This is a genomic window from Janthinobacterium glycogeni (assembly GCF_051380725.1).
Lineage (GTDB): Bacteria > Pseudomonadota > Gammaproteobacteria > Burkholderiales > Burkholderiaceae_D > Janthinobacterium.
On sequence record NZ_JBNYXP010000006.1, the window covers coordinates 1 to 18,256 of the forward strand.

Annotated in this window: 11 protein-coding genes and 4 tRNA genes; all 15 read right to left on the reverse strand. The window is 58.1% G+C overall.

Annotation, left to right across the window (positions count from 1 at the left end):
* Positions 1-543 precede the first annotated feature (543 nt).
* The 15 genes from rpoC to ACQ4W4_RS15170 all read right to left on the reverse strand — a co-directional run bounded on the left by rpoC (position 544) and on the right by ACQ4W4_RS15170 (position 18,199).
* The gene (rpoC, locus tag ACQ4W4_RS15100; RefSeq protein ID WP_034753138.1) at positions 544-4,785 is read right to left on the reverse strand and encodes a DNA-directed RNA polymerase subunit beta'; all 4,242 of its coding nucleotides are present in this window, start codon (positions 4,783-4,785) and stop codon (positions 544-546) included.
* Positions 4,786-4,894: 109 nt separating this feature from the next.
* Positions 4,895-9,001, reverse strand: coding sequence for a DNA-directed RNA polymerase subunit beta (gene rpoB, locus ACQ4W4_RS15105; RefSeq protein WP_436542697.1), 4,107 nt, complete (start codon positions 8,999-9,001; stop codon positions 4,895-4,897).
* 244 nt (positions 9,002-9,245) lie between these two features.
* Positions 9,246-9,617 (reverse strand): 50S ribosomal protein L7/L12, encoded by a 372-nt coding sequence (gene rplL / locus ACQ4W4_RS15110; protein ID WP_034753136.1) that lies wholly within the window; start codon positions 9,615-9,617, stop codon positions 9,246-9,248.
* Between the two features lie 67 nt (positions 9,618-9,684).
* On the reverse strand, positions 9,685-10,224 hold the full coding sequence (gene rplJ / locus ACQ4W4_RS15115; protein ID WP_034753621.1) for a 50S ribosomal protein L10: 540 nt from the start codon (positions 10,222-10,224) through the stop codon (positions 9,685-9,687).
* A gap of 319 nt (positions 10,225-10,543) precedes the next feature.
* The gene (rplA, locus tag ACQ4W4_RS15120; protein WP_034753134.1) at positions 10,544-11,239 is read right to left on the reverse strand and encodes a 50S ribosomal protein L1; all 696 of its coding nucleotides are present in this window, start codon (positions 11,237-11,239) and stop codon (positions 10,544-10,546) included.
* Complete coding sequence (rplK, locus tag ACQ4W4_RS15125) at positions 11,239-11,673, reverse strand: 50S ribosomal protein L11 (RefSeq protein WP_034783246.1); 435 nt, start codon at positions 11,671-11,673, stop codon at positions 11,239-11,241. Before rplK ends, rplA begins: the two co-directional genes overlap by 1 nt.
* 115 nt (positions 11,674-11,788) lie before the next feature.
* The gene (gene nusG, locus ACQ4W4_RS15130; RefSeq protein WP_010394310.1) at positions 11,789-12,415 is read right to left on the reverse strand and encodes a transcription termination/antitermination protein NusG; all 627 of its coding nucleotides are present in this window, start codon (positions 12,413-12,415) and stop codon (positions 11,789-11,791) included.
* On the reverse strand, positions 12,415-12,798 hold the full coding sequence (gene secE, locus ACQ4W4_RS15135) for a preprotein translocase subunit SecE (RefSeq protein ID WP_436543003.1): 384 nt from the start codon (positions 12,796-12,798) through the stop codon (positions 12,415-12,417). Before secE ends, nusG begins: the two co-directional genes overlap by 1 nt.
* Before the next feature lie 32 nt (positions 12,799-12,830).
* Positions 12,831-12,906, reverse strand: a tRNA-Trp gene (locus ACQ4W4_RS15140).
* A 66-nt stretch (positions 12,907-12,972) separates the two neighbouring features.
* On the reverse strand, positions 12,973-14,163 hold the full coding sequence (gene tuf, locus ACQ4W4_RS15145) for an elongation factor Tu (RefSeq protein ID WP_034753125.1): 1,191 nt from the start codon (positions 14,161-14,163) through the stop codon (positions 12,973-12,975).
* Between the two features lie 88 nt (positions 14,164-14,251).
* Positions 14,252-14,326: transfer RNA gene (locus ACQ4W4_RS15150), tRNA-Thr, on the reverse strand.
* 43 nt (positions 14,327-14,369) lie between these two features.
* Positions 14,370-14,443: transfer RNA gene (locus tag ACQ4W4_RS15155), tRNA-Gly, on the reverse strand.
* 63 nt (positions 14,444-14,506) lie between these two features.
* Positions 14,507-14,591, reverse strand: a tRNA-Tyr gene (locus tag ACQ4W4_RS15160).
* A 232-nt stretch (positions 14,592-14,823) separates the two neighbouring features.
* Positions 14,824-16,470, reverse strand: coding sequence for a response regulator (locus ACQ4W4_RS15165; RefSeq protein ID WP_436542698.1), 1,647 nt, complete (start codon positions 16,468-16,470; stop codon positions 14,824-14,826).
* 133 nt (positions 16,471-16,603) lie between these two features.
* A complete protein-coding gene (locus ACQ4W4_RS15170) occupies positions 16,604-18,199 on the reverse strand; it encodes a DUF3369 domain-containing protein (protein WP_436542699.1) in 1,596 nt (531 codons plus the stop codon).
* Positions 18,200-18,256: the final 57 nt, after the last annotated feature.

The window sequence follows — 18,256 nt, forward strand, 5'->3', positions numbered from 1 at the left end:
AAGATTTCCGCGCCGTCGCAACTCGCTACGACAAACGCGGACACAACTATCTGGCAGTCGTGATTATCGCAACAATGATTCTATGGCTCATCTGAAATCAGTCAGACAGACCCTAGCAGCGCAGATTACGCTTCGTCGCCGTGGTGTTGCCGGGTTTCGATGGCCAGCAGATCTTCGGTGGCGTCACCGGCCAGGGTGGCTTTATCGGCCAGCAGCGGGGCTTGAAGCGCTACCGCTCCCACGCGGTCGTCTCTTTGCCTGTGCGGAAGGCTGCAATAACGAACATAAAAAAACGGCACCCGAAGGTGCCGTTTTTGTCAGCTAGCAGCGCAGATTACGCTTCGTCGCCGTGGTGTTGCTGGGTGTCGATGGCCAGCAGATCTTCGGTGGCGTCACCGGCCAGGGTGGCTTTATCGGCCAGCAGCGGGGCTTGAAGCGCTACCGCTCCCACGCGGTCGTCTCTTTGCCTGTGCGGAAGGCTGCAATAACGAACATAAAAAAACGGCACCCGAAGGTGCCGTTCTTGTCAGCTAACAGCGCAGATTACGCTTCGTCGCCGTGGTGTTGCTGAGTTTCGATGTCTTGCAGCGCTTCGGCAGCTTCGCCAGCCATCGAGGCTTTCTCGGCCAGCAGCAGTGCTTGACGCTCTTCCACTTCCCACGCTTCTTTCTCTTTGCGTGCGCGGTGGAAGGCCAGACCCGTACCGCCAGGAATCAGACGGCCGACGATGACGTTCTCTTTCAGGCCGCGCAGACCATCGCGCTTGCCCATGATCGCCGCTTCGGTCAGCACGCGAGTGGTTTCCTGGAACGATGCGGCCGAGATGAACGAATCGGTCGACAGCGATGCCTTGGTAATACCCAACAAGACGTTTTCGTAGGTCGCTGGAATCTTGTTCTCAACGGCCATGCGATCGTTCTCGTCCAGCAGTTCCGAACGTTCTACCTGCTCGCCAACGATGTAGTTGGTGTCGCCGGCATTGACGATCTGCACACGGCGCAGCATCTGACGCACGATCACTTCGATGTGCTTGTCATTGATCTTCACGCCTTGCAGACGGTACACGTCTTGCACTTCGTCGACGATGTAACGTGCCAGCGCTTCGATACCCAGCAGACGCAGGATGTCTTGCGGATCGGCCGGGCCGTCCACGATCATCTCGCCCTTGTTCACGACTTGGCCGTCATGCACCAGCACTTGCTTGTCCTTGGTGATCAAGAACTCATGCTTGTTGCCGTCCATGTCCGTGATTTCCAGACGCTGCTTGCCCTTGGTTTCTTTACCGAACGCAACCGTACCCGTGACTTCCGCCAGCATACCGGCGTCTTTCGGCGAGCGCGCTTCGAACAGTTCCGCCACGCGTGGCAGACCACCGGTAATATCGCGCGTTTTTTGCGATTCGGTCGGGATACGTGCCAGCACTTCACCCACCGATACCTGTTGACCGTCCTTGACCATGATCAGCGCGCCGACCTGGAAGCCGATCGCCACCGAGTGTTCGGTGCCGGCGATCTTGACTTCTTCGTTCGCGTCGTTGATCAGCTTGACTTGCGGACGCAACGTTTTCGTCAGCGAACCGCGACGTTTCGCATCGATCGCCACCAGGGTGGACAGACCGGTCACTTCGTCGACCTGACGGGCCACGGTGACGCCTTCTTCGACGTTCTCGAAACGCACTTGACCGGCGTATTCGGTAATGATCGGACGGGTCAGCGGATCCCACGTTGCCAGGGCCGTACCGGCCTTGATGACCATGCCGTCCTTGACGATCAGGGTCGCACCGTACGGTACTTTATGACGCTCACGCTCACGGCCGTGGTCGTCGGTGATCAGCACTTCGCCGGAACGGGAAATGACGATTTGCGCGCCCTTGCCGTTCGTCACGTAACGCATGGTTGCCGTGAAGCGGATGGTGCCGTTCGACTTGGCTTCGACCGACGATGCCACTGCCGCACGCGATGCCGCACCACCAATGTGGAACGTACGCATGGTCAGCTGGGTACCCGGCTCACCAATCGACTGCGCTGCCACCACACCGACGGCTTCGCCGGCGTTGACCAGCATGCCGCGGCCCAGGTCGCGGCCATAGCACTTGGCGCACAGGCCGAAGCGCGTGTCGCAAGTCAGTGGCGTGCGGACCTTGACTTCATCGATGGACAGACGCTCGATCTCTTCGACCATGTCTTCGTCCATCAGGGTGCCGGCTTCGTACAGCGTTTCCTGGGTTTCAGGATTGACGACGTCATGCACCACCACGCGGCCGAGGATACGGTCACGCAACGGTTCGATGACTTCACCACCTTCGACCAGTGCCTTCATGACGGCGCCGTTCATGGTGCCGCAATCGTCCTCGATCACCACCAAGTCTTGCGTCACGTCAACCAGACGACGCGTCAGGTAACCGGAGTTAGCCGTTTTCAGCGCCGTATCGGCCAGACCTTTACGAGCGCCGTGGGTCGAAATGAAGTACTGCAACACGTTCAGACCTTCGCGGAAGTTCGCGGTAATCGGCGTTTCGATAATCGAACCATCCGGTTTGGCCATCAGACCACGCATACCGGCCAACTGGCGAATCTGGGCTGCGGAACCGCGCGCGCCGGAGTCGGCCATCATGTAAATGGCGTTAAACGATTCTTGCGTCGACTTGGTGCCGTCGCGGCGGATCACGTCTTCGACTTTGAGCTGGTCCATCATGGCCTTGCCGACTTCATCGGAGGTTTTGCCCCAGATATCGACTACCTTGTTGTAACGCTCGCCGGCGGTCACGAGACCCGAGGCGTATTGCTGTTCGATCTGCTTGACTTCCGATTCGGCCGTCGCGATCAGCGTGACTTTTTGAGGCGGTACCAGCATGTCGTCGACGCAGATCGAGATACCGGCGCGTGTCGCCAGGCGGAAACCCGATTGCATCAGTTTGTCTGCGAACACCACGGTGGCGCGCAGGCCGCACTTGCGGAACGACGTGTTGATCAGCTTGGAAATTTCTTTCTTTTTCAGCGCGCGGTTCAGCACCGAGAAAGGCAGGCCTTTTGGCAGAATTTCCGACAGGATCGCACGGCCGATCGTCGTTTCGTAACGCGTTACCGTTTTCTCGAATTCGCCCGTTTCGGCGTTTTTCGGGTATTCGGTAATACGCACGGTGACGCGGGTCGTCAGTTCGACTTCCTTGTTGTCGTAGGCACGGATCACTTCCGATACGTCAGGGAACATCATCCCTTCGTTCTTCGCATTGATCGCTTCGCGGGTCGCGTAGTACAGACCCAGCACGATATCCTGCGATGGCACGATCGACGGTTCGCCGTTCGATGGGAACAAGATGTTGTTCGATGCCAGCATCAGGGTGCGTGCTTCCATCTGCGCTTCGATCGACAGAGGAACGTGGACCGCCATTTGGTCACCGTCAAAGTCGGCATTGAATGCGGCGCAGACGAGCGGGTGCAACTGGATCGCCTTGCCTTCAATCAGGACCGGCTCGAACGCCTGGATACCCAGACGGTGCAAGGTCGGTGCGCGGTTCAACATGATCGGATGTTCACGGATCACGTCTTCCAGGATGTCCCATACGACCGGCTCTTGAATCTCGACCAGCTTCTTCGCCGCCTTGATCGTGGTCGCCAGACCCATCAGTTCCAGTTTATTGAAAATGAATGGCTTGAACAGTTCCAGCGCCATCAGTTTCGGCAAGCCGCACTGATGCAGTTTCAATTGCGGGCCCACGACGATGACCGAACGACCGGAGTAATCGACGCGTTTGCCCAGCAAGTTTTGACGGAAACGGCCGCCCTTGCCCTTGATCATCTCAGCCAAGGACTTCAGCGGACGCTTGTTGGCGCCGGTCATCGCTTTGCCGCGACGGCCGTTGTCCAGCAGCGAATCGACCGCTTCTTGCAGCATGCGCTTTTCGTTGCGCGTGATGATCTCTGGAGCGCGCAGCTCCATCAGGCGTTTCAGACGGTTGTTACGGTTGATGACGCGGCGATACAGATCGTTCAGATCCGAGGTCGCGAAACGGCCACCGTCCAGCGGTACCAGCGGGCGCAGTTCCGGCGGCAGCACTGGCAGCACTTCCATGATCATCCAGTCAGGCTTGATGCCCGAACGTTGGAACGCCTCTAACACCTTAAGGCGTTTGGCGTATTTCTTGATCTTGGCTTCGGATTTCGATTCCTTCAGTTCCACGCGCAGGGTTTCGGCATCGCGGTGGATGTCGATCGAGCGCAGCAGTTCACGGATACCTTCGGCACCCATGAAGGCGGTGAAGTCGTCGCCGTATTCTTCGTACTTGGCGGCGTAGTCGTCTTCCGACATGATCTGGCACTTTTTCAGCGGAGTCATGCCTGGATCGGTCACGACGTATGCCTCAAAGTACAGCACGCGTTCGATGTCCCGCAGGGTCATGTCCAGGACCATGCCCAGACGCGACGGCAGCGACTTCAGGAACCAGATGTGCGCGGTCGGCGAGGCCAGCTCGATGTGGCCCATGCGCTCGCGGCGCACTTTGGCCAGGGTGACTTCGACGCCGCACTTTTCGCAGATCACGCCGCGGTGTTTCAGGCGCTTGTACTTGCCGCACAGGCATTCGTAATCCTTGATCGGGCCAAAGATCTTGGCGCAGAACAGGCCGTCGCGCTCAGGCTTGAAGGTACGGTAGTTGATGGTTTCCGGCTTCTTGACTTCGCCGTAGGACCACGAACGGATTTTCTCAGGCGAAGCGAGACCGATCTTGATTGCATCGAAGGTCTCGTTGGTCTGTACTTGCTTGAATAGATCGAGCAGTGCTTTCATGTATCACTCCAGAGGTGATTAAATTTCTATATTCCTGAGACTACATTGCCCGGCGTGGTTTCCCAGCCGGGCTTTGTGTTTCCCAAACCAAATGACAGGGTGCTGTCGTTTAGTTGCGTTCGAGGTCGATATCGATACCCAGCGAACGGATTTCCTTGACCAGCACGTTGAACGATTCCGGCATGCCGGCGTCGATCACGTGATCGCCCTTGACGAGGTTCTCGTACACTTTGGTACGGCCATTCACGTCATCGGACTTGACGGTCAACATCTCTTGCAAGACATACGACGCGCCATACGCTTCCAGTGCCCAGACTTCCATCTCACCGAAACGCTGACCACCGAACTGGGCTTTACCACCCAGCGGCTGTTGCGTCACCAGCGAGTAAGGACCGGTCGAACGCGCATGCATCTTGTCATCGACCAAGTGATGCAGTTTCAGCATGTGCATGACGCCGACAGTGACCTTGCGCTCGAACGCTTCACCGGTGCGACCGTCATACATGGTCACCTGGTTTTTCGAAGCGGTCATGCCCAGGTTCTTGGCGATGTCGTCCGGATACGCCAGGTCCAGCATGCGGCGGATCTCTTCTTCATTGGCGCCGTCGAACACTGGCGTGGCGAATGGAACACCTTTTTTCAGGTTTTCCGCCAGCTTCATGATCTCTTCATCGTCGAAGTCGTTCAGATCTTCCGCGCGGCCGTTGTCGTTGTAGATCGTCGTCAGGTACTTGCGCACTTGCTCGACCTTGGTTTGCGCCTTCAGCATTTCGCCGATGCGGATACCCAGACCCTTGGCAGCCCAGCCCAAGTGCGTCTCGAGAATCTGACCAACGTTCATCCGCGAAGGAACGCCCAGCGGGTTCAGCACAACGTCGGCTGGCGTGCCGTCGGCCATGTATGGCATGTCTTCCACAGGAACAATACGGGAAACCACACCCTTGTTACCGTGGCGACCTGCCATCTTGTCGCCCGACTGCAGGCGGCGTTTCACGGCCAGGTAGACCTTGACCATTTTTTGCACGCCTGGTTGCAGCTCATCGCCTTGCGTCAGTTTCTTGCGCTTCTCTTCGAAGGCCAGATCGAACTGGTGACGCTTCTCGTTGATCGATTCCTTGATCGCTTCCAGCGCTACCGCGGCATCGTCGTCCGCAGGACGGATGTCGAACCAGTGGTATTTGTCCAGATCGGCCAGGTATTCCTTGGTGATCTTGGCGCCTTTGGCCAGCTTTTTCGGGCCGCCGTTGACAACTTTGCCGATCAGCATTTTTTCCAGACGCTGGAAGGCATCGCCTTCCACGATACGCATCTGGTCGTTCAGATCCAGACGGAAGCGTTTCAGTTCGTCATCGATAATTTGCTGGGCACGCTTGTCGCGCACGATGCCTTCACGGGTGAAGACTTGCACGTCGATCACGGTACCGATCATGCCCGAAGGCACGCGCAGCGAGGTGTCTTTCACGTCCGAGGCTTTTTCGCCGAAGATCGCGCGCAGCAGCTTCTCTTCCGGGGTCAGCTGGGTTTCGCCTTTTGGCGTCACTTTACCGACCAGGGTGTCGCCGGCTTGTACTTCCGCGCCGATGTAGACGATACCGGATTCATCCAGACGTGCCAGCTGATTTTCAGCCAGGTTCGAGATGTCGCGCGTAATTTCTTCCGCGCCCAGTTTCGTGTCACGGGCCACCACCGACAACTCTTCGATATGAATCGAGGTGTAGCGGTCGTCCTTGACGACGTTTTCCGAGATCAGGATCGAATCTTCGAAGTTCAGACCATTCCATGGCATGAAGGCCACGGTCATGTTCTGGCCCAGTGCCAATTCACCCAGGTCGGTCGATGCGCCGTCGGCGATCACGTCGCGCTTGGCGACGCGGTCGCCCACTTGCACGATAGGACGCTGGTTGATGTTGGTGTTCTGGTTCGAACGGGTGTACTTGATCAGGTTGTAGATGTCGACGCCCACTTCACCAGCTTGCGCTTCGTCATCGTTCACACGAATCACGACACGGCCCGCATCGATGTAATCGACGATACCGCCACGCAAGGCTTGCACGGTGGTGCCCGAGTCGACCGCAACGGTGCGTTCGATACCGGTACCGACCAGCGCTTTTTCCGGACGCAAGCAAGGCACGGCCTGGCGTTGCATGTTGGCGCCCATCAATGCACGGTTCGCATCATCGTGTTCGAGGAACGGAATCAGCGAGGCAGCGACGGAAACGATCTGGCCTGGCGCCACGTCCATGTACTGGATGCGCTCTGGAGAGACCAGGATGGTTTCGCCGGCTTCACGGGCCGAGACCAGTTCATCGGACAGCATGCCTTCGTCGTTGATGGTCGCATTCGCCTGAGCGATGATGTAGCGGCCTTCTTCGATGGCGGACAGGTAGTCGATCTGATCGGTAATCTTGGAGCCTTCGACCTTGCGGTACGGGGTTTCCAGGAAGCCGTATTCATTCAGGCGGGCATACAGAGCCAGCGAGTTGATCAGACCAATGTTCGGACCTTCCGGTGTCTCGATCGGGCAGACGCGGCCGTAGTGGGTCGGATGCACGTCGCGCACTTCAAAGCCGGCGCGTTCGCGTGTCAGACCGCCGGGTCCCAGAGCCGATACGCGGCGCTTGTGGGTAATTTCCGACAGAGGATTGGTTTGGTCCATGAACTGCGACAGCTGGGACGAACCGAAGAACTCGCGAATCGCGGCCGAAATCGGCTTCGAGTTGATCAGGTCGTGCGGCATCAGGTTGTCCGCTTCGGCTTGGCCGAGGCGTTCCTTGACGGCGCGCTCAACACGCACCAGGCCGGCGCGGAATTGATTCTCGGCCAGTTCGCCCACGCAACGTACGCGACGGTTACCCAGGTGATCGATATCGTCGACTTCGCCGCGGCCATTGCGCAGTTCCACCAGGATCTTGATCACGGCCAGCACGTCTTCGTTCGACAGGGTCATGGCGCCGGTCAGTTCATCGCGGCCAATGCGGCGGTTGAACTTCATGCGGCCCACGGCCGACAGGTCGTAGCGGTCCGAGTTGTAGAACAGGCCATTGAACAGCGCTTCAACGGAGTCTTCCGTTGGCGGTTCGCCTGGACGCATCATGCGGTAGATCGCCACTTTCGCCGCCATCTGGTCGGCGGTGTCGTCGATACGCAGGGTTTGCGAGATGTAGGCGCCCTGGTCCAGGTCGTTCGTGTACAAGGTCTGGATTTCGGAAATGTTAGCGTCGCGCAAGCGGCCCAACAGATCTTCGGTCAGCTCATCGTTCGCGGAAGCGACGACTTCACCGGTGTCGCCATCGACGATGTTCTTCGCCAATACGCGACCCAGCAGGTAGTCTTCCGGTACGGAAATGTGCTTGATGCCGGCAGCTTCGATATCACGCACGTGTTTCGCGTTGATACGCTTGTCTTTCAGCACCAGGGTCTTGCCCGACTTGTCGACGATGTCGAAACGCGCCACTTCGCCGCGCAGACGCTCGGCGACGAATTCCATTTCCGCGCCTTCGGAGCGCAGGTTGAAATTGTCGAAGACAAAGAAATTGGCCAGGATTTGCTCATGCGACATGCCGATGGCTTTGAGCAGGATCGTCACTGGCATCTTGCGGCGGCGGTCGACGCGGAAGAACAGGATGTCTTTCGGGTCGAACTCGAAGTCCAGCCACGAACCGCGGTAAGGAATGATACGCGCGGAGAACAGCAGCTTGCCGGACGAGTGGGTCTTGCCGCGGTCGTGCTCGAAAAACACGCCAGGCGAACGGTGCAACTGGGAAACGATAACCCGCTCCGTGCCGTTGATCACGAACGAACCGGTGGTCGTCATGAGCGGCAATTCGCCCATGTAGACTTCCTGTTCCTTCATCTCTTTGACGACGGGCTTGGTTGGCGATTCCTTGTCCAGGATCACCAGGCGCACTTTCGCGCGCAGCGGCGACGCGAACGTCAGGCCACGTTGTTGACATTCTTTGACGTCAAAGGCAGGATCGCCCAGAACGTACGACAAGAATTCGAGACGCGCAAAACCATTGTGCGACACGATAGGGAAAATCGAAGTGAAAGCCGACTGCAGGCCATCATTCTTGCGGCCGGACGGTGCTATGTCCTCTTGCAAGAAGCTATGATAAGACTCGAGCTGGGTCGCCAGCAGGAACGGAACGTGGTGAACGTTGGCGCGCTTCGCGAATGATTTGCGAATGCGTTTCTTCTCAGTAAATGAGTAGTGCATGGACACTCCGTGAGTGACAGAAAGGATAGAAAATTCAGGTTTTGCAAGTGTTCGTTTGCACCGCTGCGTGTGACACAGACGAAACCTCAAGGCTCTGCTTTCCGGCTTGAATCGAATAAAAACTGCTGCTACAACTACATGACAAATACGATGCAGACGACAAAGGAGCCAAAGTCGGATTTCCCCCCTTGCGAGGGGAAACCTCAGACTTTGACTCGGGCGCTAACTGCCGCCGGTACAGATATTACTTGATCGAAGCGGTTGCGCCGGCTTCTACCAGTTTCTTCTGTGCAGCTTCAGCGTCAGCTTTCGACACTGCTTCTTTCACAGTTTTTGGTGCGCCATCGACCAGGTCTTTAGCTTCTTTCAAGCCCAGGCCGGTGATTTCGCGAACTGCTTTAATAACGCCAACTTTGTTTGCGCCGAAGGTGTCAAGGATGACGTTGAATTCGGTTTGCTCTTCAGCAGCTGCTGCTGGGCCTGCTGCAGGACCGGCCGAAGCCATCGCTGCTGCGGATACGCCGAATTTTTCTTCGAATGCTTTAACCAGGTCGTTCAGGTCCATTACGGACATGGCGCTAACTGCTTCCAGGATATCGTCTTTGCTAATTGCCATTTTGAAACTCCTAAATTTATTACGTTAGTTACATCAGATTGGTACTGAGAGAAAAAAGCGCGCGCAATTAAGCGGCTGCTGGGGCTTCTTCTGCTGCTGCTTCTGCAGGAGCTTCGGCGCCTTCGCCTTTTTTCGCTGCCAGGGCAGCCAGACCACGTGCAAAGCCCGAAACCGGAGCCAGCATAACGCCCAACAACTGCGAAATGAGGACTTCACGGCTAGGAATGCTCGCCAACGCGGTGACAGCAGCTGTATCCAGCGGCTTGCCTGCGTAGTTACCTGCTTTGATGACCAGTTTGTCGTTGGTTTTAGCGAAGTCAGCGATGACTTTAGCTGCTGCAACGGCATCGGCCGAGATCGAGTAGATCAACGGGCCGGTCATGGCATCTGCCAGGCTGGCGAATGCGGTACCTTCAACGGAGCGACGAGCCAGAGTGTTTTTCAACACACGCAGGTACACGCCTTGGGCACGCGCTTTAGCACGCAGTTGCGTCAAGTGACCAACCTGGATGCCACGATATTCGGCCACGACGATCGTTTGCGCATTTGCTACTTGTGCGGAAACTTCGGCGACGACGGCCTTTTTGTCATTCAGATTGAGACTCACGGTCAACCTCCTTAAATGATGTTCAGCGATCACAACCGAGTGGTTGAGCGCCTTGCATCGGTTCGAACACGGCGTCCGAAGTCAAGAAGTACTAAACTGAGCGGATGGATTCACGCAGCATGAGGACTACAAAACTTGTTCGGGTACACCATCTGCGTTGGGCACTTGCCGTTGCCGGCAAGCCTATTAACCTTCTGCATGTGCGATCGCAGTCGGCCCAACGGTCTTTGATTGTCTGCCGGCCTGGTGCGAACACCGGGCCGACAGCCCAAAGATGCGCCCGCAGCGCCCGAAGGCGCCACAGGACTTGATTCTTTACTTAAGCTGCCAGGCTAGCCTGGTCAACACGGACGCCAGCGCCCATGGTCGACGACAGCGAAACTTTGCGCAGGTACACGCCTTTGCTCGATGCTGGCTTGGCTTTGTTCAGTGCGTCGATCAGTGCGACCAGATTCGACTTCAGATCTGCGTCAGCGAACGATTTACGGCCGATGGTAGCGTGGATGATACCGGATTTGTCGGTACGGTACTGAACTTGACCGGCTTTCGCGTTTTTCACGGCGGTAGCGACGTCAGGAGTAACAGTGCCAACTTTCGGGTTAGGCATCATGCCGCGTGGGCCCAGGATCTGACCCAGGGTACCAACGATACGCATGGTATCTGGCGAAGCGATAACGATATCGAAAGGCATGTCGCCGGCTTTGATCTGCTCAGCCAGGTCTTCCATACCAACGATGTCGGCGCCAGCTGCTTTGGCAGCTTCCGCTTTTTCGCCCGACGCGAATACTGCCACGCGTACGGTCTTGCCGGTACCAGCTGGCAGCACGACGGAGCCGCGCACCACTTGGTCGGATTTCTTAGGATCAACACCCAGTTGTACCGATACGTCGATCGATTCATTGAACTTGGCCGTTGCGCACTCTTTGATCAGAGCGACAGCGTTGTCGAAAGCGTACACTTTGGTACGGTCGACTTTGGCTTTCAAAGCCTTGATACGTTTGGATAACTTAGCCATTATACAACACCTTCCACCGTGATACCAATCGAACGAGCGGAACCAGCGATGGTGCGTACAGCAGCATCCATGTCGGCAGCGGTCAGATCAGGGGTTTTCAATTTAGCGATTTCTTCAGCTTGTGCGCGGGTCAGCGTACCGACTTTGTCGGTATGTGGCTTCGGCGAACCTTTGGTGATCGCAGCAGCTTTTTTGATCAGGTAGGTTGCTGGAGGCGTCTTCATCACGAACGTGAAGGACTTGTCCGCAAACGCGGTGATCACGACCGGGATCGGCATGCCTGGTTCCATACCTTGGGTCTGCGCGTTGAACGCTTTGCAGAATTCCATGATGTTCAGACCGCGTTGACCCAGAGCTGGACCGATTGGTGGGGATGGGTTTGCTTTACCAGCTGGCACTTGCAGCTTGATAAAACCAATGATTTTCTTTGCCATGATGGCTCCTATCTTGGATTGAGTAGTAGCGCCCCGCCGATCCTACCCTGGCGGGGCTCCTCTGACCGGATTTCGCTGAGACTGCCGCGACGCTCCTGGTGGCGCTTGATAATACTTAGACTTTTTCGACCTGGCCGAATTCGAGTTCCACCGGAGTGGCGCGACCGAAAATGGTGACCGAGACGCGCACTTTGGATTTCTCGTAGTTGACTTCTTCGACATTGCCGTTGAAATCGGTGAACGGACCATCCTTGATGCGGACCTGCTCGCCCACCTCGTACAAGGTTTTTGGACGGGGCTTCTCGACACCCTCTTGCATCTGCTTCATGATGCCGTCGATTTCGCGCGCGGAGATCGGCGTCGGCTTGTTCGACTTGCCACCAATGAAACCGGTAACCTTGCTGGTGTTCTTGACCAAGTGCCAGCTCTCGTCCGTCATTTCCATTTCAACCAGCACATAGCCAGGATAGAAACGACGTTCGGTGACGGACTTCACACCATTCTTGACTTCAACCACTTCTTCGATCGGCACCAGGATCTGGCCGAACTGGTCTTGCATGCCCGCGCGCTCGATGCGCTCGGTCAGTGCGCGCATGACGCTTTTTTCCATGCCGGAATAAGCATGCACGACATACCAGCGCTTGCTGCTCACTGGCACGCTCAGCGCTGCACCAGTGTCCGCTACCGGAGCGTCGCCCGGAACGGACTCGCCCGCCGCTTCATCATGCACATTTTCGCTCATTATTTTTTCCAACCTAGAATTACGTCATACAACAAAAACTCGAGCAATTTATCCGTGCCCCACAGGAAAATCGCCATGACCAGCACAAAGGCAAACACGATCGCAGTAATCTGCGTGGCTTCTTTGCGGGTAGGCCAAACGACTTTCTTGGTTTCGCGCACAGCTTCTTTGGCGAAATTGAGAAATTCACGGCCGGTCGTCGAGACATACAAGAGCGCAATAGCAATAACCAAACCAGCCACAAGCGCGCTTGCACGCACCAGAGCTGGTTGGCCTGCCAGGTAATAAAACCCGACTACTCCTGCAATCGCAGCCACTATTGCCAGCGCGACTTTTATCTTGTCACTCGACGTGCTAACGGTTTGCACGGATTGATTTGACATTTTTCTACTTTCGGTGCCCTGCACCTTGACGGTGGCAGGGACGGAGGGCATCGAACCCCCAACCTTCGGTTTTGGAGACCGACGCTCTGCCAATTGAGCTACGTCCCTACGTAAAACTTTCGAGGAGTGCTATTTTACCACCCAGGACGCCCCGGGTGGAAGCATAACATTTCCTTATGCGAGGATTTTTGCAACCACGCCGGCGCCGACGGTACGACCGCCTTCACGGATAGCGAAGCGCAGACCTTCTTCCATCGCGATCGGGTTGATCAGCTTGACGGTGATCGACACGTTATCGCCTGGCATGACCATTTCTTTGTCTGCTGGCAACTCGATCGAACCAGTCACGTCCGTCGTGCGGAAGTAGAACTGTGGACGATAGTTGTTGAAGAATGGCGTATGACGGCCGCCTTCGTCTTTCGACAGAACATAGATCTCGCCGGTGAAGTGGGCGTGCGGCTTGATCGAGCCTGGCTTTGCCAGAACTTGACCACGTTGCACGTCTTCACGCTTGGTGCCGCGCAGCAGCAGACCAACGTTGTCGCCTGCTTGACCTTGGTCCAGCAGCTTGCGGAACATTTCCACGCCGGTGCAAGTCGTTTTGACGGTATCGGTGATGCCGACGATTTCGATCTCTTCGCCGACTTTGACGATGCCGCGCTCGATACGACCCGTTACCACGGTACCGCGACCCGAGATCGAGAACACGTCTTCCACTGGCATCAGGAAGGCGCCGTCAACAGCGCGCTCTGGCGTTGGGATGTAGGCATCCAGCGCATCGGCCAGACGCAGCACTGCGTCAACGCCCATTTCGCCTTCTTTGCCTTCCAGCGCCATACGTGCCGAACCTTTGATGATAGGCAGGTCGTCGCCTGGGAATTCGTACTTCGACAACAGTTCGCGCACTTCCATTTCAACCAGTTCCAGCAGCTCTGCGTCGTCGACCAGGTCGCACTTGTTCAGGAACACGATGATGTATGGAACGCCAACTTGGCGGGCCAGCAGGATGTGTTCGCGGGTCTGTGGCATTGGGCCGTCAGCTGCGGAGCACACCAGGATCGCGCCGTCCATCTGGGCAGCACCGGTAATCATGTTTTTGATGTAATCGGCGTGGCCTGGGCAGTCGACGTGCGCGTAGTGACGCGTTTCCGTTTCGTACTCGACGTGGGCGGTGTTAATCGTGATACCGCGCGCTTTTTCTTCTGGAGCCGCATCGATCTGGTCGTATGCTTTAGCTTCGCCGCCGAATTTCTTCGACAGAACCGTTGCGATTGCAGCGGTCAGCGTGGTTTTACCGTGGTCGACGTGGCCGATGGTGCCGACGTTGACGTGCGGCTTGGTCCGTTCGAATTTACCTTTTGCCATTTTGAACTCCTAATGATTTGATTAGATTGCTCAGGCACACGCCCGACGGTCTGGTTTGAATTGCTTCTGTGCTGCCTGCTGCGAATTCTGGTGCCCTTGACGTGGATCGAACACGTGGCCTCTCCCTTACCAAGGGAGTGCTCTACCACTGAGCTACAAGGGCTGTAATTTGTTGCATGCGATGCATCAAGCATCTGAACGGAAACTGGAGCGGGTGAAGGGAATCGAACCCTCGTCGTAAGCTTGGAAGGCTTCTGCTCTACCATTGAGCTACACCCGCGAGGTATCGTTCACTTTATCTTCACTTGCTTTTTGCTACTACCCAGTTTTCCTTGCAAAAACTTGGTGGAGGGGGCTGGATTCGAACCAGCGTACTCATAGAGAACAGATTTACAGTCTGTCGCCTTTAACCACTCGGCCACCCCTCCGCGGGAACCGCAGAGTATGAAGCACCTACTCACAACTGTCAACCTTATTTACTGATGCCTGACTGCTGCATTTGCGTATAAAGAAGAAGTTGGCTGCTTCGGGGCGTGATTATAAGCTCCCGATTTGAGAAAGTGCAAGGGTTGGCGCGAAAAAGTCAGCTTTTTTCGTATTTTTTTTATCGCCCCTGCCTGCAAGCCGCATTTTCCCGTCATCCACCCCGCATTTCTCCGTTTACCGGGGGTCAGGCGGATGCATCCAGGCATTGCCCAAGGGCTTGTATTTACGCAACAACTGCTGATGCAGGCCCGACAGCACGGGCAATTTGGGGTTGCGCGGGTCCAGGCGGCGCACGCCGGCGATAAAGGTCAACGCCTGCTGCCCCATGCGCTCATCCCAGCCCTCGTGCTCCAGGCATTTCAGCACGGCCACGGCCGCATTGAAGACCACTTGGGGATTGTCGGGCAGGCGCGTGACGGCTTCGCCCATCAGATCGACGGCGCCGCGGAAATCGCCCTCGCCCGCCCGGGCTGCCCCGGCCGCCACCATATCGGCCACTTCCTGGCGGCTTTGCCGCGCCAATGCCTTGGCCAGTTCCTCGCGCCCCGCCTGTTCGAACACGGCCATGGCGCGCGTCATGGCGGCGCTGTCGGGCGCATTGCGCATGACTTCGCGCATCACCTCGGCCGCGCCGTCTTCGCGCCCGTGCGCCAGGCAGTGGCGCGCCAGCTCTGTTTTCAGCGTATTCGAGCTGCCCACGCTGTGCCGGTTGGCGGCCAGGGCCGCGTCCAGCGATTGCTGCAGGCGTTCCTCGTTGCCCGTATGCGCATGCAGCATGGCGCTGCACAGGGCGCTGCACAGTTCCGCATTCTTTTGCCCGCCCATCGACTTGTCGAGGTCGCGGATCACGGCGCCCGCCTGCAAGGGATCACCCTTGCGCACCAGGGTCTGCACCAGGCGCACATGGTCTTCCGGATCGCGGAATTCCGAATATTTGGCCTTGCTGACCACCAGTTTGAGGGATTTTTCCGCCATGTCGATATCGTCGGCCGCCAGGGCCGCCTCGCCCAGGCGGCGCAAGCGGCGCACGGCATGCGGCGACAGGGCGACCGCTTCGCTCAGGGCCGCCTGCGCCAGTTCCGGCTTGCCTTGCGCCATATGCGTGCGGGCCAGCCAGTCATAGGCGTCGAGAAAACGCTTGTTGTTTTCCAGCAGCCCTTCCAAGGTACCCTGCGCCGCTGCGTACTCGCCCAGCAGGAACTGCGTCTTGGCCTGCCCCAGGCGCGCCCAACCGATGGACTTGCTCTCGTATAAAGCGGTGTAGATCGGTTCGGCATCGGCCGCCTCGCCCAGCAGCAAATGCAGCTCCGCACGCAGGCGCAGGAAATCCGTGGCGTAACGGGGATACAGGCTGGCGCCCTCGGTGCAGGCGGCGATCGCCGCGCGCTCATTGCCCACGTCGATCAGTTCGTACACGGGCACGAAGGCATTGCGTTTGTCGAGCGCGCGGGCTATGCGCTCGAGCATGTTGTCAGCGGTGAACGGCTTGAGGATGTAATCGGTGGGCAACAACTCGACGGCGCTGACCACCTTGGCGAAGCTGCCTTCGCCCGTGACCATGAAGAACATGGTCGACGCGTGCATCAATTTATGGTGGCGCAAGTCTTCCAGCATCTGCTGACCATCCTGCCCGCCGCCGAGGTCGTATTCGCACAGGATCAGATCATACGATTTGCTGCCCAGCATGCGGATCGCCTGGCCCGAGCTGGCCGCGTCGTCGATCTTCGCCAGGCCGCACAGGTTGAGCATATTGTGCAGGCTGGCGCGCATGCCCGGATGCGGCTCGATGATCAGTGCGCTAAGGCCCTTGAGTTCTTTCATGTCGTGATGTCCGAAAACTCCGCGGCGCGCCACACCGGTGCGTGGCGCCGGCCAGCATGAGGCTGCCGAGTATATGACGGCGCCGTGCGCAAGGGAATGGGGCCGTGCCGAAAAGCGCCGGGGAAGTTGCTGCTCAAGCGGTGGCGCGCTCCGGATGCCACAGTTGCGGCTCGTTGTCGATCAGGTCCAGCAGCGCCGCCACCACTTCCGGATCAAACTGGCTGCCGCTGCGCTGTTCGATGTATTCGCGCACCTGCGGATACGGCCACGGCTCCTTGTAAGGCCGCTCATGCAGCAAGGCATCGAAGACGTCGACTACGGCAACGATGCGCGCGGCCAAGGGAATGTCGCGTCCCTTCAGGCCGTTCGGATAGCCGGCGCCGTCGAAATGTTCATGGTGGCCGCCGGCGATCTGCGCGCCATACGTGAGGTAGCTGACGCCGTCGACCATGTTGGCGGCCCGCTCGAGGATGGTGCGCCCGACGCTGGCGTGCAGCTGCATCTGCACCCGCTCCTCGTCCGTATGCCGGCCCGGTTTGAGCAGCACGGCGTCCGGCGTGGCCACCTTGCCCACGTCGTGCAGGATGCTGGCCAGGCCGATCATGTCGAGCAGCTGCGGCGTGAGCTCGTCGGCATACACCCCGCGCTGCTGCATGCGCACGGCGATGGCGTCGGACAATTGCTGCACGCGCCGCACGTGGCCGCCCGTGTCGCTGTCGCGGAACTCGGCCAGGTCGGCCAGCGCCACCACGGTCGCTTCCTGCGCCTTGCGCAGCTGGCCGAACATGTACAGGTTATCGAAGGCGGCGGCGATGCGCTGGCAAAACACTTCCAGCAAGTCGCGCTGGATCTGCGCCAGCGGCCAAGGCGGCGTGACGGAAATGGCCAGCTCGCGGTTGCCTTCCGTATGGATGAACAGCACATTGGCCGGATGCTCGAACTGGCTGCGTTTTTCCGCGAAGGCCTTGTCGATGGTGGACGTGAGCGCGTGGTCGGCCGGCATGGCTTCGGACTCGGCCAGCACGGCATACGTGCCCGTGGCGGCGACCACTTCGGGCCGCCCGGCGCCGCCCTGCATCAGGCACAGCACGCCGTCGGCGCCCACGTCGAGGATGGCGCTGACCTGGTTGAGTACGCCGGAAGCGAATTCGCGCAGGGAATGGATCTGGTACAGATTGGTGGCGCCGGCGAGGATCTTGCCCAGGCCGATGCGGCTGCGCTCGAGCATCATCAGGCTCTCGTAGGCGCGCAAGGCCGAGATGACGGTGGTAAACAGCTTTTGCGTCGTCAGCTCCGTCTTGGCCTTGTAATCGTTGATGTCATATTCGATGATGACGCGCTGCTCGGGCGCCTGGCCCGGCTGGCCCGTGCGCAGCACGACGCGCACGATGGAGTTGTTCAGGTCGGCGCGGATGCGCTTGGCCAGGATCAGGCCGGCATCATCCGTTTCCATCACCACGTCGAGCAGCACCAGCGCGATATCGGGCGTGTCGCGCAGGATCTCGTACCCCTCGCGGCCGCTGTAGGCGGAAAACAGTTCCAGTTCGCGGCCCTTGAAGCTGACATTGCGCAGCGCCAGCCGCGTGACCGCATGCACATCGACGTCGTCATCGACGATCAGCACACGCCACAGGCGCTGGTCGGGCGCGGCCAGCCCGGCTGGACTGGCCACCGGCTCATCTTCGTCGAGCAGCCAGTTATCATCTGCATCGGCTTTGAGGTCGGTCATGAATACTCCTAAGGGATAAGTTCGATGTGGACGCTGCGTTGACGCATATCAAGCATA